31 protein-coding genes are annotated in these 22,955 nt (G+C 64.8%); 16 read left to right on the top strand and 15 right to left on the bottom strand.

Annotated features, from left to right (window positions below; genetic code table 11):
* Positions 1-8: 8 nt before the first annotated feature.
* From ABD301_RS38230 to idi, 3 genes are read left to right on the top strand one after another with little or no spacing between them, the layout of a single operon-like run.
* Positions 9-395, top strand: coding sequence for a VOC family protein (locus ABD301_RS38230; RefSeq protein ID WP_163568711.1), 387 nt, complete (start codon positions 9-11; stop codon positions 393-395).
* A 25-nt stretch (positions 396-420) separates the two neighbouring features.
* Positions 421-1,158, top strand: coding sequence for an SDR family oxidoreductase (locus ABD301_RS38225; protein ID WP_344314965.1), 738 nt, complete (start codon positions 421-423; stop codon positions 1,156-1,158).
* 17 nt (positions 1,159-1,175) lie between these two features.
* Positions 1,176-1,799: an isopentenyl-diphosphate Delta-isomerase gene (gene idi, locus ABD301_RS38220; protein WP_163568759.1), complete on the top strand. Its 624-nt coding sequence runs from the start codon at positions 1,176-1,178 to the stop codon at positions 1,797-1,799.
* Between the two features lie 27 nt (positions 1,800-1,826).
* Here the strand turns inward: idi and ABD301_RS38215 are convergent, their stop codons facing one another.
* Genes ABD301_RS38215 through ABD301_RS38205 form a run of 3 tightly spaced genes read right to left on the bottom strand, consistent with a single transcriptional unit; the run spans position 1,827 to position 2,855 of the window.
* Complete coding sequence (locus ABD301_RS38215; protein ID WP_344314964.1) at positions 1,827-2,174, bottom strand: alpha/beta fold hydrolase; 348 nt, start codon at positions 2,172-2,174, stop codon at positions 1,827-1,829.
* 37 nt (positions 2,175-2,211) lie between these two features.
* A complete protein-coding gene (locus tag ABD301_RS38210; RefSeq protein ID WP_344314963.1) occupies positions 2,212-2,544 on the bottom strand; it encodes a DUF1048 domain-containing protein in 333 nt (110 codons plus the stop codon).
* A complete protein-coding gene (locus ABD301_RS38205; protein WP_163568710.1) occupies positions 2,505-2,855 on the bottom strand; it encodes a PadR family transcriptional regulator in 351 nt (116 codons plus the stop codon). The genes ABD301_RS38210 and ABD301_RS38205 overlap by 40 nt, the downstream gene beginning before the upstream one ends.
* 527 nt (positions 2,856-3,382) lie before the next feature.
* Here ABD301_RS38205 and ABD301_RS42655 point away from each other — a divergent pair.
* Positions 3,383-4,366 carry a ricin-type beta-trefoil lectin domain protein gene (locus ABD301_RS42655; protein ID WP_425552017.1) on the top strand — a complete coding sequence of 328 codons (984 nt, stop codon included), beginning with the start codon at positions 3,383-3,385 and terminating at the stop codon, positions 4,364-4,366.
* Positions 4,367-4,763: 397 nt separating this feature from the next.
* On the opposite strand, the gene ABD301_RS38200 is transcribed toward ABD301_RS42655, so the two are convergent.
* From ABD301_RS38200 to ABD301_RS38185, 4 genes are all read right to left on the bottom strand, one after another.
* Positions 4,764-5,555 (bottom strand): COG4705 family protein, encoded by a 792-nt coding sequence (locus ABD301_RS38200; RefSeq protein WP_344314962.1) that lies wholly within the window; start codon positions 5,553-5,555, stop codon positions 4,764-4,766.
* Between the two features lie 98 nt (positions 5,556-5,653).
* The gene (locus ABD301_RS38195; RefSeq protein ID WP_344314961.1) at positions 5,654-5,821 is read right to left on the bottom strand and encodes a hypothetical protein; all 168 of its coding nucleotides are present in this window, start codon (positions 5,819-5,821) and stop codon (positions 5,654-5,656) included.
* 3 nt (positions 5,822-5,824) lie between these two features.
* On the bottom strand, positions 5,825-5,974 hold the full coding sequence (locus ABD301_RS38190) for a hypothetical protein (protein ID WP_163568708.1): 150 nt from the start codon (positions 5,972-5,974) through the stop codon (positions 5,825-5,827).
* 146 nt (positions 5,975-6,120) lie between these two features.
* Positions 6,121-7,431 (bottom strand): HAMP domain-containing sensor histidine kinase, encoded by a 1,311-nt coding sequence (locus ABD301_RS38185; RefSeq protein ID WP_163568707.1) that lies wholly within the window; start codon positions 7,429-7,431, stop codon positions 6,121-6,123.
* A 133-nt stretch (positions 7,432-7,564) separates the two neighbouring features.
* On the opposite strand from ABD301_RS38185, the gene ABD301_RS38180 reads away from it, so the two are divergent.
* The 4 genes from ABD301_RS38180 to ABD301_RS38165 are packed head-to-tail and all read left to right on the top strand — an operon-like array spanning position 7,565 to position 12,196.
* Entirely contained in the window at positions 7,565-8,206 is a 642-nt protein-coding gene (locus tag ABD301_RS38180) for a hypothetical protein (protein WP_344314960.1), read from the top strand.
* Positions 8,206-8,868 (top strand): ABC transporter ATP-binding protein, encoded by a 663-nt coding sequence (locus ABD301_RS38175; protein ID WP_344314959.1) that lies wholly within the window; start codon positions 8,206-8,208, stop codon positions 8,866-8,868. The genes ABD301_RS38180 and ABD301_RS38175 overlap by 1 nt, the downstream gene beginning before the upstream one ends.
* The gene (locus ABD301_RS38170; RefSeq protein ID WP_344314958.1) at positions 8,865-9,551 is read left to right on the top strand and encodes an ABC transporter ATP-binding protein; all 687 of its coding nucleotides are present in this window, start codon (positions 8,865-8,867) and stop codon (positions 9,549-9,551) included. The genes ABD301_RS38175 and ABD301_RS38170 overlap by 4 nt, the downstream gene beginning before the upstream one ends.
* The gene (locus ABD301_RS38165) at positions 9,548-12,196 is read left to right on the top strand and encodes an FtsX-like permease family protein (RefSeq protein WP_344314957.1); all 2,649 of its coding nucleotides are present in this window, start codon (positions 9,548-9,550) and stop codon (positions 12,194-12,196) included. The genes ABD301_RS38170 and ABD301_RS38165 overlap by 4 nt, the downstream gene beginning before the upstream one ends.
* Before the next feature lie 254 nt (positions 12,197-12,450).
* On the opposite strand, the gene ABD301_RS38160 is transcribed toward ABD301_RS38165, so the two are convergent.
* Entirely contained in the window at positions 12,451-12,915 is a 465-nt protein-coding gene (locus tag ABD301_RS38160; RefSeq protein WP_344314956.1) for a response regulator transcription factor, read from the bottom strand.
* 81 nt (positions 12,916-12,996) lie between these two features.
* Here ABD301_RS38160 and ABD301_RS38155 point away from each other — a divergent pair, with 81 nt between their 5' ends.
* A complete protein-coding gene (locus ABD301_RS38155; protein ID WP_344314955.1) occupies positions 12,997-13,254 on the top strand; it encodes a transposase in 258 nt (85 codons plus the stop codon).
* Here the strand turns inward: ABD301_RS38155 and ABD301_RS38150 are convergent.
* Together ABD301_RS38150 and ABD301_RS38145 are read right to left on the bottom strand one after the other, a co-directional pair.
* Positions 13,229-13,405 carry an SAM-dependent methyltransferase gene (locus tag ABD301_RS38150; RefSeq protein WP_279580500.1) on the bottom strand — a complete coding sequence of 59 codons (177 nt, stop codon included), beginning with the start codon at positions 13,403-13,405 and terminating at the stop codon, positions 13,229-13,231. The genes ABD301_RS38155 and ABD301_RS38150 overlap by 26 nt on opposite strands.
* Positions 13,402-13,581, bottom strand: coding sequence for a hypothetical protein (locus tag ABD301_RS38145; RefSeq protein WP_279580499.1), 180 nt, complete (start codon positions 13,579-13,581; stop codon positions 13,402-13,404). The genes ABD301_RS38150 and ABD301_RS38145 overlap by 4 nt, the downstream gene beginning before the upstream one ends.
* A gap of 413 nt (positions 13,582-13,994) precedes the next feature.
* On the opposite strand from ABD301_RS38145, the gene ABD301_RS38140 reads away from it, so the two are divergent.
* From ABD301_RS38140 to ABD301_RS38130, 3 genes are all read left to right on the top strand, one after another.
* The gene (locus ABD301_RS38140; protein ID WP_163568702.1) at positions 13,995-14,546 is read left to right on the top strand and encodes a peptidase inhibitor family I36 protein; all 552 of its coding nucleotides are present in this window, start codon (positions 13,995-13,997) and stop codon (positions 14,544-14,546) included.
* Between the two features lie 74 nt (positions 14,547-14,620).
* A complete protein-coding gene (locus tag ABD301_RS38135) occupies positions 14,621-14,893 on the top strand; it encodes a hypothetical protein (protein WP_344314953.1) in 273 nt (90 codons plus the stop codon).
* Positions 14,893-15,300 carry a hypothetical protein gene (locus ABD301_RS38130; protein WP_344314952.1) on the top strand — a complete coding sequence of 136 codons (408 nt, stop codon included), beginning with the start codon at positions 14,893-14,895 and terminating at the stop codon, positions 15,298-15,300. The genes ABD301_RS38135 and ABD301_RS38130 overlap by 1 nt, the downstream gene beginning before the upstream one ends.
* Before the next feature lie 337 nt (positions 15,301-15,637).
* Here the strand turns inward: ABD301_RS38130 and ABD301_RS38125 are convergent, their stop codons facing one another.
* From ABD301_RS38125 to ABD301_RS38110, 4 genes are all read right to left on the bottom strand, one after another.
* Entirely contained in the window at positions 15,638-16,039 is a 402-nt protein-coding gene (locus tag ABD301_RS38125) for an ACT domain-containing protein (protein WP_344314951.1), read from the bottom strand.
* A gap of 157 nt (positions 16,040-16,196) precedes the next feature.
* A complete protein-coding gene (locus ABD301_RS38120; protein ID WP_163568698.1) occupies positions 16,197-16,400 on the bottom strand; it encodes a hypothetical protein in 204 nt (67 codons plus the stop codon).
* A 108-nt stretch (positions 16,401-16,508) separates the two neighbouring features.
* On the bottom strand, positions 16,509-16,670 hold the full coding sequence (locus ABD301_RS38115; protein WP_163568697.1) for a hypothetical protein: 162 nt from the start codon (positions 16,668-16,670) through the stop codon (positions 16,509-16,511).
* A gap of 508 nt (positions 16,671-17,178) precedes the next feature.
* Positions 17,179-18,714, bottom strand: a complete 1,536-nt coding sequence (locus tag ABD301_RS38110; RefSeq protein ID WP_344314950.1) for a hypothetical protein — start codon at positions 18,712-18,714, stop codon at positions 17,179-17,181.
* A gap of 354 nt (positions 18,715-19,068) precedes the next feature.
* Between ABD301_RS38110 and ABD301_RS38105 the strand changes: the two genes are divergently transcribed.
* The 3 genes from ABD301_RS38105 (at position 19,069) to ABD301_RS38095 (ending at position 20,882) form a co-directional block, all read left to right on the top strand.
* A complete protein-coding gene (locus ABD301_RS38105) occupies positions 19,069-20,085 on the top strand; it encodes a hypothetical protein (protein ID WP_344314949.1) in 1,017 nt (338 codons plus the stop codon).
* 66 nt (positions 20,086-20,151) lie between these two features.
* Positions 20,152-20,469: a hypothetical protein gene (locus ABD301_RS38100; protein ID WP_163568758.1), complete on the top strand. Its 318-nt coding sequence runs from the start codon at positions 20,152-20,154 to the stop codon at positions 20,467-20,469.
* A 269-nt stretch (positions 20,470-20,738) separates the two neighbouring features.
* Complete coding sequence (locus ABD301_RS38095) at positions 20,739-20,882, top strand: hypothetical protein (protein WP_344314948.1); 144 nt, start codon at positions 20,739-20,741, stop codon at positions 20,880-20,882.
* Positions 20,883-21,054: 172 nt separating this feature from the next.
* Here ABD301_RS38095 and ABD301_RS38090 read toward each other — a convergent pair whose 3' ends face one another.
* Positions 21,055-22,119, bottom strand: a complete 1,065-nt coding sequence (locus ABD301_RS38090; protein WP_344314947.1) for an LLM class flavin-dependent oxidoreductase — start codon at positions 22,117-22,119, stop codon at positions 21,055-21,057.
* Between the two features lie 596 nt (positions 22,120-22,715).
* On the opposite strand from ABD301_RS38090, the gene ABD301_RS38085 reads away from it, so the two are divergent.
* Positions 22,716-22,955, top strand: a 240-nt coding sequence (locus ABD301_RS38085) for a hypothetical protein (RefSeq protein WP_344314946.1), incomplete at its 3' end; no start/stop codon positions are given.

The following is a 22,955-nucleotide window of genomic DNA, read 5'->3' as shown; positions in this document are numbered from 1 at the left end:
GGACTGTCGTGACCGATAACAAGGTGTCCTGGGTGGATCTGCCGATTCAGGACTTGGACGGCGCCCAACGGTTCTACGGCGAGGTTTTCGGGTGGTCCTTCCAGGCGTACTCGGATGAGTACATGACGATGAAGGACGCGGATGGAAAACAGTTCGGGGCGTTGGACAAGGTGCTCGCCGACCGGCAACTCGCAGAGGGGCGACGATCGCCGCGTGTGTACGTGAAGGTGGACGACCTGGAGTCGACCTTCGCGAAGGTTTCCGCCGCGGGCGGCAAAATTATCAAGGGGAGGATGGAAATCCGGCCCGCCGCCGAGCCCGGCTGGTGGGCCGTCGTGCATGACGCGGAGGGCCTTGAGCTCGGCCTGTGGACTCTCAACCCGCCCGTTGACTAGTGCGCTGGCCGGGCGAGTGGCTTTGGTGAGCGGAGCTGGAAGTGGGATCGGCGCGGGCATTGTCCGACGCTTTCTGGATGCCGGCGCGCGCGTCCACGGCGTCGGCCGGCGCCTTGATGCGGTTCGGTCGACCGCACCGGACGCGGTGACCGGCGGCACGTACGTCCCGCATTCGCTCGACGTCACAGACCCGGTCGCCACCCAGGCACTGACCGGTGAGCTTGCCCGTGAGGATCCGATCGACATTCTCGTCTGCGCCGCAGGAACCAACGTCACCCGCCGGCGGTTTCATCAACTCACCGAGGAAAGTTTCGATGAGCTGGTACGGACAAACCTCACCGGCATCTTCCGGCTCATTCACGGCACTCTCGACCAGATCCGCGAACGGGAGGGTGACATTGTCCTGATCTCCAGCATCTCGGCAGCCTGGCCTTCCCACAGCGGCGCCGCTTACAGCGCAACCAAAGCTGCTCTACTCGGCCTGGCCAGAGGGCTGTCGCGCGACGAGCACGCGAACGGCGTCCGCGTGTGCACGATTCTTCCCGGAATGGTGGACACCCCCATGCTGGATCGCCGACCGGTGCCCCCACCGGTTGAGATGCGCAAGCTGTGCCTGCAACCCGAAGACGTGGCCGACGCGGCCTTGTGTGCGGTCAGTCTTCCCGGACGCGCCACCATAGCCGAGATCAGCATCCTCGCCACCCGCCTGCAGTCGTTGGGATACACCCAGCAAGCCACCCCGGACATCCCGGACGGACTGTGAAACCGCCGGGGTACGCGTTGGAGCATGTCGTTCTTCTCGACGAGGCAGGGCACGCCTTGGGTACGGCCGAAAAATCAGCAGTACACCACAGGAGCACGCCGCTGCATCTTGCCTTTTCTTGCTATGTCCTCAACCCCGGTGGCCAGGTCCTGCTCACGCGACGGGCGCTGACCAAACCTACCTGGCCGGGGGCTTGGACCAACTCGTGCTGTGGCCATCCGCTACCGTGCGAACCCATCGTCGAAGCGGTGCAGCGCCGGCTGCTTGTCGAGCTCGGCATGGTCGCGACCAGTATCGACCTGTTGCTTCCGAGGTTCCGCTACCGCGCCACGATGCCCAGTGGGGTGGTGGAAAACGAGATGTGCCCGGTCTTTCGCGCCACCGTCGACACGCGGCCTGACCCGAATCCTGACGAGGTCAACTCATACCAATGGATCACCTGGGATGCACTGGTTTCCAGCATCGACCAAGGACATTTGGCGGTATCACCCTGGTGCCTGGAACAGACCCACCAGCTTCGCCGGCTGGGTCCGCTGCCATCGCAGTGGCCCACCGCGTCTTGCCTCGACTTGCCAGTCGCCGCGCGCCTCCACACGCCGCCACCCAAGACGCCGCAGCGTCCCACGCCCGAAATTCGTTGAAGATACTTGCCGAGAGTCGAGGATGTCCTAGCCTGTCTTCTTCCATACGAATGATTTGGGGACCTCGTTCCAGGCCCCGTACGACCAACCCACCACCATAGCCCGGTCCACACCCCTGGCCGCGAGAATGGCATCAACATCCCGAACCGCGGCCTCGAAGGAATAGTCAACTGACTTCCCCGATTTTCTGCCGCGCCTACGCTCGTCAAAAGTGATGTGCCGCCACCCCGTACCCAGATCAGCGATGACCCGCCGCCAATATCCCTGGGTAGCGAACTGGCCATTGAGGTAAACCACCGGAATACTAGGACCGCCAGTGTCACTGACGGCAAGGGCCGTGTCGTCAACCGACATCATGCCGGTCCACGTCGTCATCGAGGCGTCTCTTGTTCGGCGCGCGTAATGGCGTCGGTCAGCTGTTTCCGCGCGCGCGTGCCCGGACGTAGCCACCTTCCGAGTAGTTCTGGGCGATTGCCTCGACGAATTCCGCCGGGTCCTTCCCCGCGATCTCGCGGATTGGTGTTCCGTTCGCCGCGGCCTGTTCGAACAGGTCGGCAAGGTCTTCGAACATCGCCGCATTGCTGTCGCCGTCGGTCGGTACGAAATGCATCAGATACCGTTCGATCGCTTCGACCGCCGTACGGTAGTTCTCGGGAAGCTGGCGCGAGCGTGTCTTGTACGCTCTCCAGCGTTTCTTGGGCCTGATCATCTTCGAGATGAGGCCGCCCTTTTCGACATCGGACATGGCCATTTTTCTTCTTTGTGGAGCCGTTCGAGCCGTTCAGCGAGAAAGTTCCAGGTCGTTCGGAACTCCTCGAGATGTTCCTGTCCCTGAGCGTTCAGGGAATACCCCTTTCGCGGCGGCCCCTTCTCCGACGGGACCTTCTCCACGTCGACGAGGCCACGTTGTTCGATCCTGACCAGCAGCGCGTAAATAGTGCCTTCGGCGATGTCGGAGAAGCCCTGGTCGCGCAGCCACGCCGTGATTTCGTAGCCATACGCGGACCAACCATACAGGATCGCCAGCACGAGGCCCTCCAGCGTTCCCTTGGCCATCTCCGTTACCAGGTTGCCATGGGAGCACCCCTCACTATCTAGTGACACTGACTACTAGTAGATAGTAACACTGACTAGCGGAGCTGCAAGCCCGCAGGATGATGGAAACGCGTCTCTCTCAGCCGTCGATCGCCCGGCTGCGGTATCTGTCAAGTCAGATGAGACAGCTATTTTGGGTTTGTTTGGGGTTGGTTTGGGGTTCGGGTGCTGGTTGGTTGATCCAGGACTCATCAAAGACTCGGGTAAAGTGGATTAATTATTCGTAGCCATATTGGCCGCGTATGCCGTCGGCGGTTGCGTGCATGAGCGCGGGTGCGCGATGAGGCAGCCACTCCGGTTCACTAATGTGATACCCGCGTGGCCGGGTCATCGTGCACTTGTAGCTGACCTGACGTACTGAACTTGCGAGGTCACTTTCGGTACATATTAGTAGCCTTCTCGAATGCGTTCAGATGCAATTGCCGCTGTCCCAACGAGGAGGCTTTAGTCAGCGTCGTGCACGGAAGTGATAGCCATTCAGTGGCCACATGAGGAGATGGATGAGGTTGTATCGGCGTCGGGTAACCATTGCAGCAGCGTTACTGGTCTGTGTTCTTGTGATCACACTGGCACCGGCCGTGCCGGCTTCCGCGGATCCAACAACACCACCGTCCGCTCCGAAAGCGGAGCTTTGGAACTACGCGACCGGCAAATACCTAGCATTCGTGGATCCATATCTTCTTCAACTCCAAACCAATCCGCCCTACGATATGTTTGGAGAATGGAGCAACGATCAATGGGGGAATCTCACTGGCGGGTATATGGGACACCTCCAGACGGGTCCTACCGAGGCTCCTCGCTGTCTTGACTATGTGGACAACAAGGTCACCATCAGTACGTGCGACGCGGGTACCACCAACCAGCAGGACTGGCAGATTGTCACTTACCCTTACTCGGACGGCCGCATGCTCATCGAGAGTCGTAGCCAGGGTCTTTGCTTGTCGGCGAACGACACTTCCGCTGTTCTTGACGGGTGTTCGGATACAGATCCAAAACAACAGTGGGCCTATAATCCGGCACCAGCTCCAATCATCCTTCAGAATGTGTCAACTGGCGAATACCTCCGCCCCTTAGACAATGAGGGCATACTCAGTCCCGATGTCATCCTCTACTCTAGTAGTCAAAGGTTGAGAGGCGATCCACGGACCGGGTTCTGGGGCGACGACAGCAACGGTGGCGAGGTGCCCGTGCATTCAGGATACATAGGCCAGATACACGCCTTTCCGAATTCACCCTTCGAATGTCTGGAGAGTGATGACTTAGGGGCTTTCGCGGGTTGCGGTGATGCGAACGATCCACCGGGTAGATGGGGCGTGTGGGGGAACGCGAATGGTCCGGGTTATTTCATTGCCAACCCGGCTATGGGTTGCCTGACAAGAGTGCTCTATCAGGGACAACCAGCTGTGGTTGCGGAGACCTGCAGTGGGACAGATAGCACCCAGTGGTGGACGTTTGTGACCACCACCTCGTGACGCCCCCGGTTACCACCGCAGCGCCGACTACGATTAGGGGCTATCGTCGCTGTACCGCCAGACAAGTTTGATCAGGTCAGGGGCGAATCCTCGAGCCTTGCCCTTCCCAGCTGGCACGATCACTGACCAACCCGGCCAACTCTCGGCGCTACGCTGACGGGTGCTGGTGTCGACGCCCCCATCGGCACCAGCCTCGATGGTGCGGCACTGTCTGAGCGATAAGGCCACTGATCTGTGTGCGGCCATCAGGCGACCCTACTGTCTCCGATGGTGTAGTGCTGGGAGCGGCGATGACACCTGTCCGCGCCAAAAGAAAGTTCCCCACGGGCACTAGATCATTTTGGGCCGAAGAAAAACCGGGCGGCCGCTGAGCGGCGCCCGGCTTTCCGGTGTCGCCTCAGGCCGCTTCAGTGACGTCTTTCCTTGTCTTGGTCAGATAGACGACCACGGCCAGAATGGTGATGAGGAAGATCCCGCTGGTAGCGACTGTGCCCAGCCCTAGACCGCCGTCGTCATGGGACTGGGAAAGCAGATCGCCCAGGGAGGCGCCGAGCGGGCGGGTAAGGATGTAGGCGATCCAGAAGGCCAGAACAGCTCCCAACTTCAGCGTGAAATGAGTCAGCGCGACGATTCCGATGAGTCCGGCGAAGATGAGCGCGGACGGCAGATATCCCAGGTTCAGCTGTTCGGCCAACAGGTCGCCAGCTGCGGTGCCCAGGGCGAAGGTGAACAGGATCGCCAGCCAATAGAATGCTTCTCTGCGGTACGTGTAGATCGTGTGAATAGAAAGGGTTTTCTCGCTCGCGTACCAGATCCCGAAGGTGACTGTGAGTGCGATGGCGAAGACAATGGTGGTGGTCGTGAGGCTGACGCCGAAGTTATCCGTCAGGTTGTCGGTGATGAGTGTACCGACAATGCTTATCAGGACCACCGCGAGCCAGTAGATCGCGGGCACGTATCTGCGTACCCGGAACTGGAAGACCAGCACTACGACCAGCACTGCCCCGATCGCGTACGTGGTACCTGTCAGTCCGAGACCCAGCGTGGTGTTCAGGAAATCGGCGGCGGTTTCGCCGACCGTGGTCGCGAGGATCTTCACGATCCAGAAATAGAGAGTGATCTCCGGAACTTTGTTGAGAACCGTTCTGGTGCGGACAGAAGTGGACGGTGACTGATAGTTCGTGGCCATTTGTCGGAGGCTAATGGCCACGCGATTAGCGCCCAGGCAATCAAAGGTTAGCGCCAGGTAAAACCAGCGGTCGCCGGTGCAACGGCCGTGGCACACGGTTATCGATAAAATTCCCGCAGCCGCAACCCCAGATTCATCAACCGCCAGAAGGTCATCGTCTCCACAGTGGACCGTCCGCGGAGACTCTGCCGGAACTCTCGTACGACGGCGGCCTGGTCGAAATCTGGCCGAACCCCGAAAGACGGTGAGGAGAAAACCTCACGCACGTGTCAGGCGACCTTGCCGAACCAGGCGTCCTCGGGAGTGGTGAAGCCGACCTTCTTGCGTCCTCGGTTGACCACGGACGGGAGGTGCCCGGCGGTGGCGTGCCGGAGAGCTCTTGTGTTCCAGTCGGCGTAGAGGATCGCGCTGTCGTCCATGGCTCATAGGATGCGCAAGAGGTCCATTGTCAGGAAAGGCGCCCTGCCCTCGATGGAGAATCGCATGGCGTTGCGGTCTTCGTATCGCAACAGCGCGGCCGGGCTGTGCCCGGAACAGATCGGCTCGAGGACGGCGATCGTGGCCTTCACGCTAGGCCGCCATCGCTGAATGTCGGGTGAACGTCGGCGGCGGGAAGCAGGATCGTGAACACCGGTCCGGGGCCGGGTCTGCTGAGGGTCAGCCGGCCGCCGTCGGCCTCGACGAGGTCGCGGGCCAGCCGCAGTCCCAACCGCTCACCTCCCGGGCCACCGAACAGCGCGGTCTCGACCGCCGGTCCAGGTCCGTCGTCCCGTACGTCGATGGCGACCGCGGAGCCGGCATCACGGGCGCGAACGACAATGGTTCCGGTGCCGTGCACCGTGGCGTTGTCGACCAGTACCGCGACCGCCTGCCGGACGGCTCCGATGCTGCCGAGGACGGGCGGCAGGTCCTGGTCACGCCCGACCAGCAAGGCCCGGCCAGTTACCGTCAACGCGCCGACCCGGGCATCGCGGAGGTCCTCCAGCAGCGCGTCGATGTCCAGCAGGGCCCCCTGAGCGTCACCGTGGCGGGCGAGGTCCAGCAGCTCGTCGATCGTCCGCTCCAGCCGGTCGATAGTGTCCAGCGCGCGGCCGACCGCGACCGGATGAGGGTCGTCGAGTGCCGACTCCAGAAGCAGCCGCAGGCCGGTCAGGGGCGTACGCAGCTGGTGCGACGCGTTCGCCGAGAACGACCGCTCGCGGCGCAGCAGGTCACCCAGGCGGCCGGCGGTGCTGTTCAACGCGGTCGCGACCATGTCGATCTCAGCCATGCCACTGTGCGCCGATCGCACGCTGAAGTCACCTTCGCCGAGGGCATGAGCGGACCTGGCCAGCCGATCCAGTGGTGCCGCGATCCGGCCGGCCTGGCGGCGGGCGACGATTGTGACTGCGGCCAGGGCGAGCAGCGCGAGACCCACCATCGCCGCCCAGGTCCATGCGGTCCGGGTGGTCGCATTGTCCTTGGACGATGTGACGATGACGACCGCGGCCGTCCGCGCAGCGTTCGGGACGGCCATCGCGACAGTCACGTGCGTCGCGGTCTCGGTGTCCACGGTCTGACCGGCCAGCGCGGCCGGCAGCAATTGGTCAGCCACGGCGGAGGCTGGCCCAGCGACCAGTCGGGCGTCCCCGGTGTAGAGGGAGATGGTGGTGTCACCCTCGACCGCGGGCAACCGGATCCGGGCCAGTGCCGCCGGATCGGTTCTCCATCCAGGATCGGCCGCGACCTGGCCGACGCTGCTTCCGGCAATCCGCGTCAGCTCACTACGTTCCTCGTCGACGAACAGCCGGTAGACGGCGGCGCCCAGGGGGAGGCCGAAGACCGTCACCGCGATCAACGCGGCGACGACCGCGACGTGCTGCACCCGTCTACGCATCCGATTCCCCCTGGCGTTGTCGCGTCAGCTTGCCCTGACAATCGACCCCGGGCGCGCTGGGCCGCGCGGTTTTTGCCGCTCGCTAACCCACAGCTGGCCGGCGACTGTCGGGCGGGTTTATAGCGTCGCCCTTGTGATACAGATCCGGTCTACCCGCTGGCGCGCGGCCGCAGTGACCATGGCCGGTGCGTTGGCCATGACCGCCTGCTCGGCGCCAGCCGCCCAGCAACCGGCACCAACGACCTCGCCGGCTGCGGCGCCGGCCGCAGCGAGCGGGCCGGCACCGCAGGAGAACAGCGCGCAGGGAGATATCCCGGACAACCAGCAGTACGTGGCGTACGCGCTGCCGTCCGGCCACTCGCGGCTGAACGTCCCCGAAGGCTGGGCAAGGACCGACCTTCCCGGCGGCAACGGCGCAACCTTCACCGACAAGCTCAACACCATCCGGATCGAGGTCCGACCGGCGCGGGCGGCCCCAACGGTCACAACGGTGCTGGCAGATGTGGCTGCCCAGAACCGGACCGCCGCCGGTTTCGCGGGGCTTGCGGTCAGCACGGTCACCCGGTCGGCGGCCGCGGTGGTCTTGGCCCGCTACCAGGTAAACAGCCCAGTCGACCCGGTCACCAACAGGTACGTGAAGGACGATGTGGAGCGATACGAGTTCTTCCGGGCCGGCAGCCTCGCGCTGATCACGCTGATCACGCTGTCCGCGCCACACGGCTCCGACAACGTCGACCCATGGCGCAGAGTCACCGAGTCGTTCCGGTGGCGGTGATGCGACCAGTCACCCTGGCCGTTCGTGATCTCTACCGGTTCTTTCGGGCCGGCGACGAGGAAACGCTCGCCCTGCGCGGAGTGTCGTTCGAGGTGACCGCCGGCGAGCTGGTGGTCATTGCCGGACCGTCCGGATCTGGGAAGACCACTCTGCTCAACTGCCTGGCCGGCCTGGACGAGCCAGACGGCGGCGCGGTGTGGCTGGACGGGCGGCGGCTCAGTCACCGCCCGGAAGCCGAGCGGGCCCGACTCAGGGCCAGCGGGATCGGCGTAATTTTCCAGTACGACAACCTTTTCGCGCACCTCACGGTCGCAGGCAACGTCCGCTTCTCCCAACGACTGCAAAAGTCGCGTATGGACGTGGCCGTCCTGCTGGAAGCGGTCGGCCTCGCCGGTCGCGGGTCGTCCTATCCCGGGCAGCTGTCCGGCGGGGAGCTGGCGCGGGCCGGACTCGCGGTGGCGCTGGCAGGCGACCCGGCGGTGCTGATCGCCGACGAACCGACCGGTGAGCTGGACGAGACCACCGAACATCGCTTGCTCGGGATGCTCGTCTCCCGCAGCATGCAAGGAAAAACCGTGATCGTCGCGAGCCACAGCGCGAACGTACGACGAGTGGCTGACCGGGTCCTGCAGCTGCGGGACGGGCAGGTGGTGACACCATGACGACACTGACCGAACCGGTTTTCCGGGGACAGCTGCTGCGCCGGGCCTACGGCAGCGGCAACCGGACCGTCTACGCGGTGCACAACGCGACGGCAACCGTCTGGCCGGGCGACCGGATCGCTGTCACCGGCGCCTCCGGATCCGGAAAGTCCACGCTGCTGCACCTGATGGCCGGCCTGGAGACACCCACCAGCGGGAACCGCAGCTGGCCGGGCCTGGGACGCTCGCCCGACCGCGACCCGGCCAGCATCGGCGTCGCCTTCCAGGCGCCGAGCCTGCTGTCACCACTGAATGTCGTGGAGAACGTCGAGCTCCCGATGCTCCTGAAATCCGTACCGGCGGGGGAGGCACGCGAGCGGGCGTTCGCCGCCCTGGTCGACCTGCATGTAGATGACCTGGCCGGCAAGCTCCCCGAGGAGTTGTCAGGTGGGCAGGCGCAGCGGGTGGTCCTGGCCCGCGCGCTGGTCAGCCGACCGGCGCTGATCCTCGCCGACGAACCGACCGGTCAGCTTGACCACCGCACCGCCGACGAAGTCCTGCAGGTCCTGCTGGAGACCGCCACCACCTACGGGACCGCCGTCGTGGTGGCCACCCACGACCGGGAGGTCGCCGCCAAGCTGGACATCGAATGGATCATGGCTGCCGGCAGCCTCATAGTGCCCCGCGCGCAGACTCACCAATGACCGCGATCTGGGTGCGCGGTCTGCTGACCCGCCGCTGGGGTCGGCTGCTGGCAACAGCAGCCGGGGTCGCCGCCGCGGTGGCCCTGCTCGCCGCCTACGGAAGCTTCCTCGCCGCGTCTGAGGCCGCCATGACCAGGCAGGCAAGTCGTCAGGTCGCGGTGGACTGGCAGGTCGCCGTAGCTCCAGGGGCGGCCGCAGACAGTGTGCTGGCCGCGACCGCCGCGGAACCCGGCGTAGGGCGCGCTCTGCCGGTGGAGTTCGCCAGCACGTCCTGGCTGTCCGCGACGGCGGCCGGTTCGACCCAGACCACCGGCAGCGGCGTCGTCCTCGGCCTACCTGCTGGCTACCGCACCACGTTCCCCAGCGAGATCCGGACCCTGGTCGGCACCGACTCCGGGCCGGTGCTGGCACAGCAGACAGCGGCAAACCTGCACGGCGCGCCTGGAACGACGGTGACGATCGCCCGCCCCGGCCGGCCACCGGCGACCGTGGTGATCAGCGGAGTCGTTGAGCTGCCGCAGGCGAACTCCCTGTTCCAGAAGGTCGGCGCGCCGTCGCAGTCGCAGCCCAGCGCACCGCCGGACAACGTCGTTCTGCTGCCGGGCAGCCAATTCCATCAGATCTTCGGTCCCGTCCCGAGTGTGGTGACCACCCAGATCCACGTCGCCCGGACAGCTGCGCTACCAACGGATCCGCAAGCGGCGTTCACCGAGATCACCGCCGCCGCGCATCACCTGGAAGCCAAGCTCGCCGGCGCCGGGACGGTCGGCGACAACCTCGGCGCGGTGCTGGACGCGGCACGGGCTGACGCGCTTTATGCCCGGATCCTGTTCCTCTTCCTGGGAATGCCGGGAATCCTGCTGGCGGTTGCGCTGACCGCCGCGGTGGCCGGGTCCGGCGCGGACCGCCGACGCCGGGAGCAGTCCCTGCTGCGGACCCGCGGCGCACTCCGGCGACAGGTCCTCACGTTGGCCGCGATCGAGGCGGTGCTGCTCGGAGTCATCGGCAGTGCCGTCGGGCTCGGTGTCGCGGCAGTGCTGGGATTGAGTTTCTTCGAATCGCCGCGGTTTGGCGCCAGTGCAGCGGCGGCTTGGTTGTGGGGCGGCCTTGCGACCGGCGTCGGGCTGGCGGTGGCGCTGGCGGTCGTGCTGGTGCCGGCGTGGCGCGAGACGAAGGCGACCACTGTCGTCGCCGGCCGCGCGACCGGCGGCCGGCGGACCGGTCCCTGGTGGGCACGGTATGGCCTGGACTTGATCCTGATCGCCGGCGCCGCGCTGGTGCTGTGGTCGACCAACAGGAGCGGCTACACCCTCGTGCTGGCGCCCGAAGGCGTGCCGAGCATTTCGGTGGACTACTGGGCATTCCTTGGCCCAGGGTTGTTCTGGATCGGCGCCGCTCTGCTGACCTGGCGGCTGGTGGACCTGCTGCTCGGTCGTGGTCGTCCGCTGGTGACCAGGTTGTTGCGGCCGATCGGTGGGCCGCTGGCGCCGACCATCGCGGCGATGTTCGCCCGGCAGCGCCGACTGCTTGCCCGCGGGGTCGTGCTGGTCGCGTTGGCGCTGTCTTTCGCCATCTCCACAGCGATCTTCAACAGCACCTTCCAACAGCAGTCCGAAGTGGACGCACGGCTGACCAACGGCGCAGATGTGACGGTCACTGAGCCACCGGGCTCGACCGTCGGCCCGGCGGCCGCCGCGACGATCGCGACGCTGCCCAGGGTCCACTCGGTTGAACCGCTCCAACACCGTTTCGCTTACGTGGGAACAGATCTCCAGGACCTGTACGGAATACGACCGGACACGATCGCTGCGGCGACGTCACTGCAGGACGGCTATTTCTCCGGCGGCACGGCGGCGCAGCTGATGAGCCGGCTGTCCGCGCAACCGGACGGAATCCTGGTGTCGGCCGAGACCGTGAAGGAATTCCAACTGCGGCTGGGAGACCGGATCAACCTCAGACTGCAGGATGCCCGTACGAAACAGCTCACTACCGTCGGGTTCCACTACCTCGGCATCGCTAAAGAGTTCCCGACCGCACCCAAGGACAGCTTCCTGGTCGCCAACGCCAGTTACATAGCCAAAACGACCGGCAGCGACGCGGTCGGGGCCTTTCTGGTCGACACCGGCGGAGCCAGCACCACCACGGTCGCGGCGCAGATCCAGGCACGGCTGGGAACGTCCGCGACTGTCGGTGACATCGCCACCTCCCGGCATGTGGTCAGCTCCAGCCTGACAGCGGTGGACCTTGCCGGGCTGACCGACATCGAACTCGGGTTCGCCCTGCTGCTCGGCGCCGGCGCCGGCGGACTGGTGCTGGCGTTGGGATTCACCGAACGTCGGCGGGCATTTTCGATCCTGCGAACCCTGGGCAGCACCACCCGGCAGTTGGCCGGGGTCTTACTCGGCGAGGCGGTGCTGACCTTGGTGGGCGGTGCGCTGGCCGGGTCGCTGGCTGGCTGGGCATTGGCCGAGATGCTGGTCGCCGTGCTGGCCGGCGTCTTCGACCCGCCACCGGACCGGCTAGCGGTGCCCTGGGACTATCTCGGCGGCGTGTTGGTGGTGACCGTGGCGGCGGTCCTGGCGGCGGCACTCACCGCGACCGCTCGGGCGAGTCGCGCCACCGCGGGGGACCTCCGCGAGAGGTAACCAAAAAGCCACCCCGGAGTAAGGAAGCCACAACGACCCGGGGCCTGGAGGGGTGGGCGGCTGGTTCTCCCCGATCACAGCCGCCCATTCCGCCTACTTCTCAAGCCGGTAGCCGTGTCCACGCAAGGTGCTGATCCCCGGCAGTTGGATGCCTGCCAACTCGGCCGCCTCCGCCAGCCTGCGGCGTACCGCCGCGATGTGTACGCCCAGGGTTTTGGTGGGGCCGAACTAGTTCTCGTCCCAGACGTCGTTCGTCAGCGTCGCCCGGCTGACAGCCTCACCCGCCGAGGCTGCCAGCGAGCCAATACGTCGTACTCACGGGCCCGCAGCGAGACCTCCGACGGGCCGAGCAGACAGCGGCGGGCGGCTAGGTCCACGACCAAGGCGCCGACCTGGATGCGGGCCGGCGCAGCACTGCCGGCCGTGCCGTCCACGGGGCGGCGCCGCAGGTGCGCGCGTACCCGGGCAAGCAGCTCGGCCAACCGGAACGGGTTGGTCCGGTAGTGGTCGGCGCCGGCCTCCAACCCGAGCACCACGTCGACATCCTCCCGGCGCGCGGTGAGGATCACGAACACACAACCTGGTCGCATCAACCGCAGCCGCCGCATCAGCTCGACGCCGTCAAGATCCGGAAACCCCAGCTCCATCAGCGTCAACGCGTAGTCGGTGGTGCGTGCACATGCCAGTGCCTGCACACCGGCGCGGCAGCTGCCGGACAAGATCCTGCGCCCGCTGGCCGAGCAGACACCCGGAACCGCGGCCCTGGGGCGCGTGATCGCCAGCCAAGGCTGCCCACCCTGTTGAGCGTCATCCGCGAGCGGCAGGCGATCGCCGCCGAACTCAAGGAGCGCCTGGCTAACCAGCGGGTCGCGACACTCACGGCCACCGTACCCGGCATCGGCATGCTCGGCGCCGCGCGCTTGCTGCCGATCATCGGCGACGCGAGCGCCTTCACATCCGCGGACCACCTCGCCGCGTTCGCCGGCGTCACACCTGGCGAGGAAGAAAGTCCGACTCGCGCGGCGCAGGGTCTTATGCGTTGCGGCCGACCGCGCTAAGACAGATGTCGTAGAGCAGCAGGTCGTCGCCGACGGTCGAGCCGCTGCGCCACCAGCGACGTAGTGGTACCAGGCCAGGTTCGACGATTCCCAGCCCGTCGAAGAGGGTGAGGATTTCGGCGTACGGGCGCATGCGCAGTTCGGAGTTCACCGATCGGTACGACTTTGCATGTTGTCCGCCATGGTGGCGAGTTTGCTGCCGTTTTTGGGGTTGTGTAGGTGGGTGAGTGCCACGTATGACCCGGTCGGTAGGTGGAGGTAGCTGGCCATGATTTGTTGCTGGTCGTGCAGGTGTTCGATGTGGTGGAAGGTTGAGTACTGGTTCATCGCGATCACCACAGTGGGCTTTTGTCCCGCCCTCGACGGCCTGGCTGTGGCCGCCGTGATTCCAGCACACCCGACCGGTTCCATTCCTCCAGGCGCGGCATACGCGCAAGACTCTGGTTTGCGGTCGGCTGCGTGGGTAGGTCGGTTCATATCGCTCGACGCCGGGTTGGCGACGCAACACCCATACTGCCCGCGCTCCGCGATCTGCATCTGCTGTTCGTGGCTGACCCACATTCGTCACAACAGTGGCCTGGGAAACACTTGCCTTTTCGATGATGAATGTCACTGGACATGGCATGTAGCGTCACATAACGTCAAAAGAACCCTTATAGTGCCTCAGAAACCATAGGACATGAATGTGCCGGCCTGGCCATTTCCGCCCGCGAGAGGAAAGAATGAGTCGATTCCTGAGATTGCTGTTCGCGCTCACCGTCGCCGCAATAGTTGTCACCGGCGGCCAGAGCGCGGCGAGTGCGTCCGATGGGGCGGTGAGCGGGCGCCTGCCGGCCACTGTCGACGCGCAACTACAGCTGCTCAAGCGCTCCGCCACAACCGTCGAATACCGTCGGGCCACCGCCTCGGACCGTAATATCGCCGGCGGTTACGCGACACTGCTCGAGCGTGGATCGGCCAGACCGAACGAAAACTGCTCGGCATTTTATCTCTGCCTGTTCGCCGACGCCAACGGCGGAGGTCTGGAAGTCATCATTCCCCAGGGTGTCAGCGTGCCGTACCTGGGAAACACCTGCGTCGGCGGCGTCTGCTACGACATGAACGACCGCCTGACATCCTGGGAAAACGTGAGCGCTTGGACGTATTGCTGGTATTACGACGCCAACTACACGGGTCAACAGCGATTCATGGACTATTTCGGGTTCAACATCCGCAATGTTGCGCCCGAGGACAATGACCAGGCCTCGTCCGTACAGGCCCTGGGGCCGAGTGACCAGCGACTGACCTGCTGAGACCGCTTGTCCGGCGCTGCCGTGCGGCTTTTTCGAAAGCCACCTGGGATCGAACTACGGAAGGAAATGACAGAATGGGCATGAGGTCATGGAAAAGTGTCTGTGTCGGGGCGATGACCCTGGCCGCGTTGTCGAGTGCGGCGGCGCCCGCCGCGGCTGCCACCGTCGGACTGAGCGGGCACGCCAGCCCGCAGACGTTCAAGTACGTGGGGTCCTTCTTCACCTACGGCGACTGCGAAGCATACGGCTACAGCAATTACAACGGTTACAACAACACCTGGTTCTGCACTCAGTCGAACAACCCCGACACGTTGCCGTGGTCCTTGTACCACGAGGACAGTGTCTGATGTCGAGGAAGTTCGCGACCGGCATCCTGACCATAGCGCTCGCGATCGGGCTGATAGTCGCCGGTCCAGGCGCGGCCAGTGCCCACCCCCAGGCGAGCTTTAGCAAATGGTGGAGTGCGGTGTCGAGCGTCTACATCTCAGGCATCAAGTACGACCTGACCATCACTTTGTGGCAGAACAACGACAACGGGCAATTCCACGGTGAGGCGTCTGGGTATCCGGCTGGCTTTGTCGGCCTGTACGACACTGCCGGCCAACTCCTTCCGGGCGGGGTAGGCAAAAACGTTGGCTATGGCGATATCAACACGAGTGATGTCGGTGGCAATATCCAGGCCTGCGGGCAGGCCACGCTACCCGCTGACAACGCCACCCCGGGGCCGGCGGTCTGTAGCGGAATAGTTACGTAGCCTCCGCAGGACGCTGACCTGGGCAGCGACGATGCCGCATTCCCGACCAGGAATGCGGCATTGTCATTTTCTGGTCGGCCGACAGCGCTGGCTGGAAATGTCGTTCATGGTCCCACGCCCAGTCCTGAGGTGATCCTTTCCAGCGGCTAGCTCAGGCGGGTGGACAGTGATGCCGCCGTCAACGTCTAGGGATGGCGCCGTGGATCATCCGGGCCTCGTTGAAGGCGAGGAGGGCGACGGCGTGGGCGATGTCCCCCCCAGGGATAGAGGCTCAGGCCGTTGATCGGCACGTGACCACTACGCGAAGGCTTCAACGATGCCCCCTGTCTGAGCTCAGTCATACGGCCACCTGGTGGCCGGCCCGCCGAAGTACGCCGACGGCTTCCTCAAGCCTGCGGGCCGGGACAAGCACGAGGTCTCCGTCGTAGCTCGCGGCGGTCCAGACCGGGAGTTCGCTCGCTGCGAGCGGCGCGACGATAGCGCTGAGCATCCCCGTCACTTCCGGGTCGTGCGCGTCATCGCCGTTCCACAGCGCCGTCCAGCCGTCCTCGGCGGTGTCGTCGCGCCGCATCGCCGCGCCTCCGTCTGGACCGAGCACGAGCGCGAGCGCGAGCAGGCCGGTTTCGGGGGCGGTCTTGCGGATGTCGGACACCCGCTCGAGGACGAAGCGGCCTTCGAGAACGCGGAGGTTCTGAGTTCGAGCGGTCGGCACCGAGCTCGTACGCCGCGCGGGCGGCATAAGCGGTAGTACAGCGCCAGAATCCGCGGGATTACCGTGGCCGTCGCCTTTATGAGTCATTCGTATGTCCTCCAATTGCGCCCTAGCGACCCGGGCAGGGCGCCGCCGTGGAAGCACCTGGCCTTCTGGTCGCGGACATCATCGACTTTTTCTGTCTCTACGTTGAACCAGCCCTGCCGTAGCGCGGCTCCAGACTGCCGTTGGCGATACCTTGGTCGACGTACGCCACAAGTTCTGCCATGCCGTTGCTGTCGAGGTCGGCGAATCGCGCGAACGCGACACTGTTGCGTCCCAGCTTCACCTTGCCGAGCCGGCCCGCGTATCGCCCGACGATGAACTCGTCATCCTCGACGTCCGCCACGTACAGGCTGATGTAGTTCTTCTGCAGCGCCAGCCCGATTCACGGGCCGGTCGACCAGCCGGGGCGACGAAGCGACCTCGTACTGGAACATTCCGTACCCGATCAGTGTCATCGACATCCCCGGACTGCCGGCCGCCGTGCCGCCGAAACCCCGCGGGCCAGCCCTGGTGCGGCCGCCCGGATCAGCGAGTCGGCCGCACGCAGGTCCGACTCCCTGGCGGGGTCCGCGGCGAAGTACGCCTCAAGCGTTGACGCCTGCACCCTGAACATCACGTCTTCCTGTCATCCGAGGAGGTAGACGCCCCCAGGACCGAAAACTCATCGGCGGCAGGTTCGAGTCGTCGCTTACTCGCTGAGCAGTCCGAGCGCGCCTTACCAGAGCGAGCCGGGGTTGAGGCGGTTCGGGTGTCGCTCGGCCCGTCAGTGGCCCCCTCACCGGCTCTCGTCCGTAACCGCAGCACGCCTTCGCAGACGTGACTGGATTCGATGCCGGACAGGACGACCTGCGCTTCTGCCCCTCCGCGGCCACCGGGGTCCGTCAGTCATCTCCCTCGGTGGTTCAAAGCTGAGCTCCAGTACCTCGACCGACGCGAACAACCTCGCCAGCGGCGTGTACGCGGTCACCGTAGGCTAAATCCGCGAGGGCTTCTGGGCTGTAGCCCGACATGGTGAGGAATACGCCGTAGGTACCGGGCAGCCGTTGCCGGACTCGTTTCTGCAGCTTGGCGATGCCGCTTTTCTCATCGGCATGAGCACACACCCCACCTTCTTCAAGATGTCAGGTGCCCGAATGTACGACCGCGGCAACGACGTTGTAGGCAGCCTCCGTGGCGTCGTACGGCCGCCGGTATTCCTTCGCGGTCGTCACCCGGATCGCACCGTACTCGACGTCGAACGTGGCCACCCATGCCTCGATCAGCGCGAGCCGGGCAGCGGATCCGAGGACGGCCGGCACGTCGTCGGCCGATCGCGCGAAAACGTTATAGAAGCGGTCAAAATCCCGATCGTCGGTAGGGAATTTGTGCAATCCGTGTGGCCGTAGCGATCTCCGGCGCCGGACGGCGACGCGGCGTGCCGACAGTTGTGGTGAGTTCGCGATCACGACCGAGTAGGGACCGTACGTCACGTCGCGAGGATTCAACAGCAGGGGATGGATCGTCACCGGCACGCCGTCAATATGACCGTGCATCTCGTGGCCGCCCGGTGGCTCCCAGTTGGACGGAAACGACAACCCGCGCCTGCTGGCAAAGGAACGCAACTGTGCTGCCAACGCCGGCACGCGACGATGCCGCAGAATCCAGTACGGGACTAATAGAGGGACGACGATGACGGCGACAAACCCAAAGAAGGCACCAGCTCCTTTTAGCGCCAGCCAGTCGATTCCCTGCGGGCCGGATTGGACGATCGATCTGACGACGCCTTGGAACATTATGACGACGAAAAAGCCGACGAGTGCCGCCATCTGCCACCGGAACCGGCGAAGGACCGCGGATCGCTCTGACTTCAACGCAAGGCTGTACGAATTCCGCCTCGACGACGGCCCCCGGCGCGAAGGTACGGCGGATGGCAACGGCGCACCAGCCTGGCGAGGCGAGACCGGCGCAGCCGCGGCCCAGGTATCGGCAAGCGCATGAGCGAGGTCTATCGCCGCCGTAATGGCCGGGTAGGGCGCACGATTCTCCGGGTGACTGGTCAGCTGGATGACGCCGCCTTCGTACCCGAAGACTGCGATGCCGCTGCGCTGTATTCTCGACCTCGTCCGCGAATCGAGGACAGCGGCGACAGCAGCCGGAGAGTCGGCGTAGACCCGGAACCACCTGTCGAATCCGCCATCGTCGGTACGCACCCTTCCGATGCGATACGAGTAGGCGAGATCAGCGGCAGGCCGGCCGGCACCGGCGACCACCCGATACGGCGTACGCACCGGCAATGTCAGCGTCACTTGAGCCGAAACGCTAACGATCCGGGCCGCCCTCCCGTAGTACTGGGGAACCAGGAAAACACGGACCGCGGCATCGCCGTACTTCCCGCGAAGCTCGAACCCCTGCAGGCTTGCCGCTCCCTCCACCACAGCCAGACCGGAGTTCACCGCGATGGCCCGAAAGCCCACCTCGAATCGAGCGACCTTGACCCTATCGCGCCAAACGCTGAGCGCGATCATGCCGAGCGGCAGACCGCTTATCAGAAGCGGCACGGTGACGACGGAAAGTATCTTCGCCGGAAGCGTCGGTGCGGTCTCCCAGCCGGCGATGCTGATCATGATCGTCGCAGGCAGCAAAGCGATGGTGATCACTATCCACGGTGTCCGAGTCACCGGCCGAGCCTACTTTCCTTCGTCTGCTCAGCAACTGGCCTGGTGCGAACCATGTCCTTTCGCCTGCGCCGACAGGCTCTTTAGCGCAGCGCAGCGCCGCGTCGTACCTCGGTGAGGACGGCCGGGGTCGATATTGTCGCCGCTGACGATGGCGACCACTCTCGGTGATCTCGTGCTCCTTCATGCGTCCCCACGTAAATCTCGGCGACGGTCCCCACACCCCCGTAGTCACGACTCTTGGCGGCGGGGATGCAACTTTCGGACCGTGCGGTCATCACTTTGTGGCAGTACGTTCCACCTGGGCGCGTCGGCAGAACAAAAGAAGGCGCGACAGAGCGAGGAAGAGCGCAGCTGATGAGCAAGCTGAAAACGGGAAATCGGGCTGCTGCCTGGGTTTTGGTGATCCTGACGCCGCTGATCGCGGAGCTCGCGTTCGGCAGTACGCCGCTGCACCTGGGCTATCTGGTGTTGTTGTGGACGCCAGTTTATGGCGCCGGCATTCTGTTGGTACGCGAAGCCGTTCATCGAGCCGGTCGCGGCTGGCCGAGCATTGTCCTGTTGGGCATCGCGTACGAGCTGATAGAGGACGGGATCGGGCTGCAGGCGCTGTCCAGTCCGCATCTGTACGGCGCGGCCGGCTGGGCGCCACGGCTGTTCGGTCTGAAGACTGCGTACTGGGAGCTGAATGTCGTCTATCACGTGATATTCAGCGCGGTCATCCCCATTCTCATAGTCGACCTGCTGTTTCCCGCTCATCTGAACGTTCCCTACTTGAAGAAGACCGAGACAGTCATCACTGCGATAGTCGGCCTGCTGGGGATCGGCCTTCTGCGTACGGTGTCGGCGTCCAATGACCCTGGCTACCTGGCCCCAATTGGGGTATTGGTCGGCTGTGTGGTGGCGATCGCCATTATCGCAGTGATAGCACTGAAAGTCGTTCCACCGCGGACGACCGCTGTTCGTACGACCGCGGCGGTTCCGCCCATCTGGGTTCTGTGGGTGATCGGAGCGGTCGGCACATTGATTATTCTGGGTCTGATCTTTCCCTTTGGCGGAGCCAAACAGCCATCGTTCGCGCGCGGCGCATGGGCGCTGGTACCGATGGCGATAGATGCGTTGATTGTCGCTGGCGCGTACGTTTTGGTCCGCCGGTGGGGATTGTCCACGGCGTGGACAGACCAGCATTCGCTCGGCTTGGCCGGTGGTGCACTTGTCGGTCACACGCTGTGTGGGGTGGTGATCGCGCACACGGCGTTCGATCGCTACGGGCTGGTCGTCATAGCGATTCTGACCGTCGCCCTGGTCTACCTGTTGAGCAGGCGGATCACCAAGCGCGCCACAACCGAGTCGGTGGCAGTGCCTGTTTCATAACCGCCCGCAAGGAGCTCCGGCTGGCCTACGGTGGGAGGCGGGGCAACGAAAGGGGTTCAGGTGCGAATGCAGGAGATTGTCGGGGATTTGCCGACCGAAATCGGCTCCGGGCGGGTTTTCAGAGACCCGTACGAGACGATCGACGGGACAACCGTCATCCCAGCCATGAAGGTCCGCAGGGTGTGTGGTGCCTTTATGGCGAAGCCGGCCGGCGCCGTTGTCGTGAAGGACGGCAAGGCTTCCTGGGTGGCTGCCGTCGACGAGACACAGATAGCTCTGGGAGGAATACTGGTTGGCCTCGCGGCGGTCGTGTTGTTCGGCGTCGCGGGGATTCGCCGTCCGCCGTGGCCCGACGTACGAGTCTGGGTCACCCGCAAACGCTAGATAGCAAAGCTGGGTTCGTTGATGTCGCAGGTGGCGGTCGCGGTGCCGGCGCCGGTGCAGCCAGCTGGCAGACCCTGCCAGACCAGCGTGCCGGCGCTGGTCTGGTGCAGTGTCGAGGTCGACTGATGCTGTACGTAGTGGGTGGTCGGCCGGGCGAACTTCGCCGAGGTGGCGGAGCTGGTGAAGGTGCCGGGGGGGTGTCGCCGTGTGCGTTCGGCGCGACCTGTTCGACGGCGCCGCCGGCGGCGTGCAGGGTCGAGGTGACCGAGGTGGTGACGACCAGGCCGGTGCCGCAGCTGACCTCGCTACTGTACGTGATCGCGACCTTGGCGCCGGCCGGCCAGCTCGCGCCCCAGCTGCCGAGCATGCACGAGCCCGCCGGTGGTGTCGCGGCCGCGCTCACGCCATGCTGATGGTTTGCGGTGGCGTAGCCCACCAGCGCGACCGAGCCTGGCTGACCGGCGACGGAGCTGTTTTCGGCGTGTATCCCAAGCGGTGGCGCAGGACTATCGTGGCGGCCGCCTCGCCGGGCAACCTGTCGGATCTGGTCGAGTGCTGGTTCACCCGGTGAGCGCCGGACCGGGGTCAGCCGGTGAAGGCGGTTGGGGTCGATTGGGGGGAAAGTACCGGCGCGGGTACGCCGACAACCTCGGCGAGCAGTCGATAGGAGGCCACCCGGTCGGCATGCTCGGGCGTAATGGTCAGCGCCATCAGTTCACCCGCGCCGGAGGCGGCGACCAGGTCGGCCGCCTTCTGCCCGACGGTGTCGGGGCCACCGATGATCTGCCGGTCCGCGAAAGCCTGGGTCAGCTCACGCTCCTGCCGGGAGAAGGTGTACGCGTCAGCCTCTTGCTGGGTGGGAAACGCATCGAACCGGGCTGTCCCGCGCATCTGGATCTTGGCGAGAAGGTACGGACGAGCGATCCTTTCCGCCTCCGCGTCGAAATCCGCCGCGATCACCACCGCAGAGACCAGCGAGGTCGGCTCGGCAAGGTGCGCAGACGCCTGGAAGGTGTCTCGATACAGATGCAGCGATTCCTGCGTCGCGGCCGGGTTGACGTGATGCGCGTATGCATAGCGCAGACCCAGCCGGGCCGCGACGGCCGCGCTGGACGGGCTGGAGCCCAATAGCCAGATCGGTGGATGGTGCTCCCTGGCCGCGCCGGCGTCTATCGGCCCACTGCGGGCACCCGCGAAATAGCCGGCGAGCTCCGCGATCTGTGCCGCGAACTCCTCTCCAGTCCGATGGCCCACCCGCCGCAACGCGGTGGCAGTGGCCGGATCGGTGCCGGCAGCGCGGCCGACGCCCAGGTCGACACGTCCAGGATGGAACGCCGACAGCATGCCGAACTGCTCGGCGACCACCAGTGGCGGATGGTTAGGCAGCAACACCCCGCCGGATCCGATCCGCATCGTGGACGTCGCCGTCGCCAGCTGCGCGGCCATCACCGCCGGCGCCGACGCCGCCAGGCTTGGCGTGTTGTGGTGCTCGGCGGCCCAGAAACGCGTGTAGCCGAGCGCCTCCACCCGGACGGCGAGGTCAACCGAAGCACGCAACGCCGCGGTCGCCGAACCGCCACGCCAAACTGGCACTACATCCAGCACTGACACCTTCGCCACGACTGGGTCGCCCGGCCTGGTTGCCTTCATCGCACCCCATCCTCTAAACGCCGAACGACAAGAACTGTACTGGGGCGCAGAAATTGTGGACGGTCCGATATCACGACGCTTCGCTTGTTCGCGGCATGTCTGGCAACCCACGCCATGTCCTGACCGGCACCGGCCGAGACGCAGATGGCGCGCTCGAACGCCGGTATCGACAGTGATCACTCGACACTGGTGTACACATGCCGTGAAAACCGGAGATGACATCTTGCCTGCCGTCGAGCTCGGTCGGGAATCCGTCCACGGGGACACGGCACGGTGAAGGCCACGTCGGGGCGCCACAGCTGTGCCCAAGCGTCGATGTTCTTCGCCGACAGCACTCGAAATCTGCCGGCACTCGAAATCCCTCAGAGGAGCCTCCTCCCGTTCGCTGGCCAATAGGCGAGCCGGGGCACCCCAAAGCGGAATTTACATTTGTCATGATATTTACTGGTGCTGCAGTCGCTGCTGTCTTTCGGCACGGAAACCGCTGAAATTGGTGACGATTGTCAATTGCGGGTGACTTCCAGTCTCGCCGTGAGATCACCACTGCCTATCTGTTCGGCTACGCCGGACCCTTGACTGTGCTCGGAGAATGTTCTATGAAAATCCTCGCGAGAATCTCGAAGGTCACCGTGACTGCGGCTATTTTGGCGGCCGCACTGTCGATCACACCCAGCCCCGGTAGCGCATCCACAGCGTCGCCAGCTATCCAGAATACCGCGTGCGACGCCAGTAACTCCTTCCAGTACTTCACCTTCTACGTTGCCGGGAACCCCGTGTGTTACACCGACAGCGGGACCATGACCATGCATCTGGCCCCTGTCGGACTGTGGTACGCG

It is taken from the genome of Fodinicola feengrottensis (genome assembly GCF_039530045.1).
Lineage (GTDB): Bacteria > Actinomycetota > Actinomycetes > Mycobacteriales > HKI-0501 > Fodinicola > Fodinicola feengrottensis.
Note: the sequence above shows the minus strand (reverse complement) of the source record. Positions and strands in the feature narration are given on the sequence as shown.

Coding starts and splice junctions, on each gene's coding strand:
- ABD301_RS38100 (WP_163568758.1), top strand. CDS start 20,152: ATGCAGGAGATTGTCGGGGATTTGCCGACCGAAATCGGCTCCGGGCGG.
- ABD301_RS38165 (WP_344314957.1), top strand. CDS start 9,548: ATGACCGCGATCTGGGTGCGCGGTCTGCTGACCCGCCGCTGGGGTCGG.
- ABD301_RS38190 (WP_163568708.1), bottom strand. CDS start 5,974: ATGGACGACAGCGCGATCCTCTACGCCGACTGGAACACAAGAGCTCTC.
- ABD301_RS38145 (WP_279580499.1), bottom strand. CDS start 13,581: ATGAACCAGTACTCAACCTTCCACCACATCGAACACCTGCACGACCAG.
- ABD301_RS38135 (WP_344314953.1), top strand. CDS start 14,621: ATGGGCATGAGGTCATGGAAAAGTGTCTGTGTCGGGGCGATGACCCTG.
- ABD301_RS38105 (WP_344314949.1), top strand. CDS start 19,069: ATGAGCAAGCTGAAAACGGGAAATCGGGCTGCTGCCTGGGTTTTGGTG.
- ABD301_RS38170 (WP_344314958.1), top strand. CDS start 8,865: ATGACGACACTGACCGAACCGGTTTTCCGGGGACAGCTGCTGCGCCGG.
- ABD301_RS38175 (WP_344314959.1), top strand. CDS start 8,206: ATGCGACCAGTCACCCTGGCCGTTCGTGATCTCTACCGGTTCTTTCGG.
- ABD301_RS38205 (WP_163568710.1), bottom strand. CDS start 2,855: ATGGCCAAGGGAACGCTGGAGGGCCTCGTGCTGGCGATCCTGTATGGT.
- ABD301_RS38130 (WP_344314952.1), top strand. CDS start 14,893: ATGTCGAGGAAGTTCGCGACCGGCATCCTGACCATAGCGCTCGCGATC.
- ABD301_RS38090 (WP_344314947.1), bottom strand. CDS start 22,119: ATGAAGGCAACCAGGCCGGGCGACCCAGTCGTGGCGAAGGTGTCAGTG.
- ABD301_RS38200 (WP_344314962.1), bottom strand. CDS start 5,555: ATGGCCACGAACTATCAGTCACCGTCCACTTCTGTCCGCACCAGAACG.
- ABD301_RS38115 (WP_163568697.1), bottom strand. CDS start 16,670: ATGTTCAGGGTGCAGGCGTCAACGCTTGAGGCGTACTTCGCCGCGGAC.
- ABD301_RS38210 (WP_344314963.1), bottom strand. CDS start 2,544: ATGTCCGATGTCGAAAAGGGCGGCCTCATCTCGAAGATGATCAGGCCC.
- ABD301_RS38125 (WP_344314951.1), bottom strand. CDS start 16,039: ATGCCGCCCGCGCGGCGTACGAGCTCGGTGCCGACCGCTCGAACTCAG.
- ABD301_RS42655 (WP_425552017.1), top strand. CDS start 3,383: ATGAGGAGATGGATGAGGTTGTATCGGCGTCGGGTAACCATTGCAGCA.
- ABD301_RS38215 (WP_344314964.1), bottom strand. CDS start 2,174: ATGACGACGTGGACCGGCATGATGTCGGTTGACGACACGGCCCTTGCC.
- ABD301_RS38185 (WP_163568707.1), bottom strand. CDS start 7,431: ATGCGTAGACGGGTGCAGCACGTCGCGGTCGTCGCCGCGTTGATCGCG.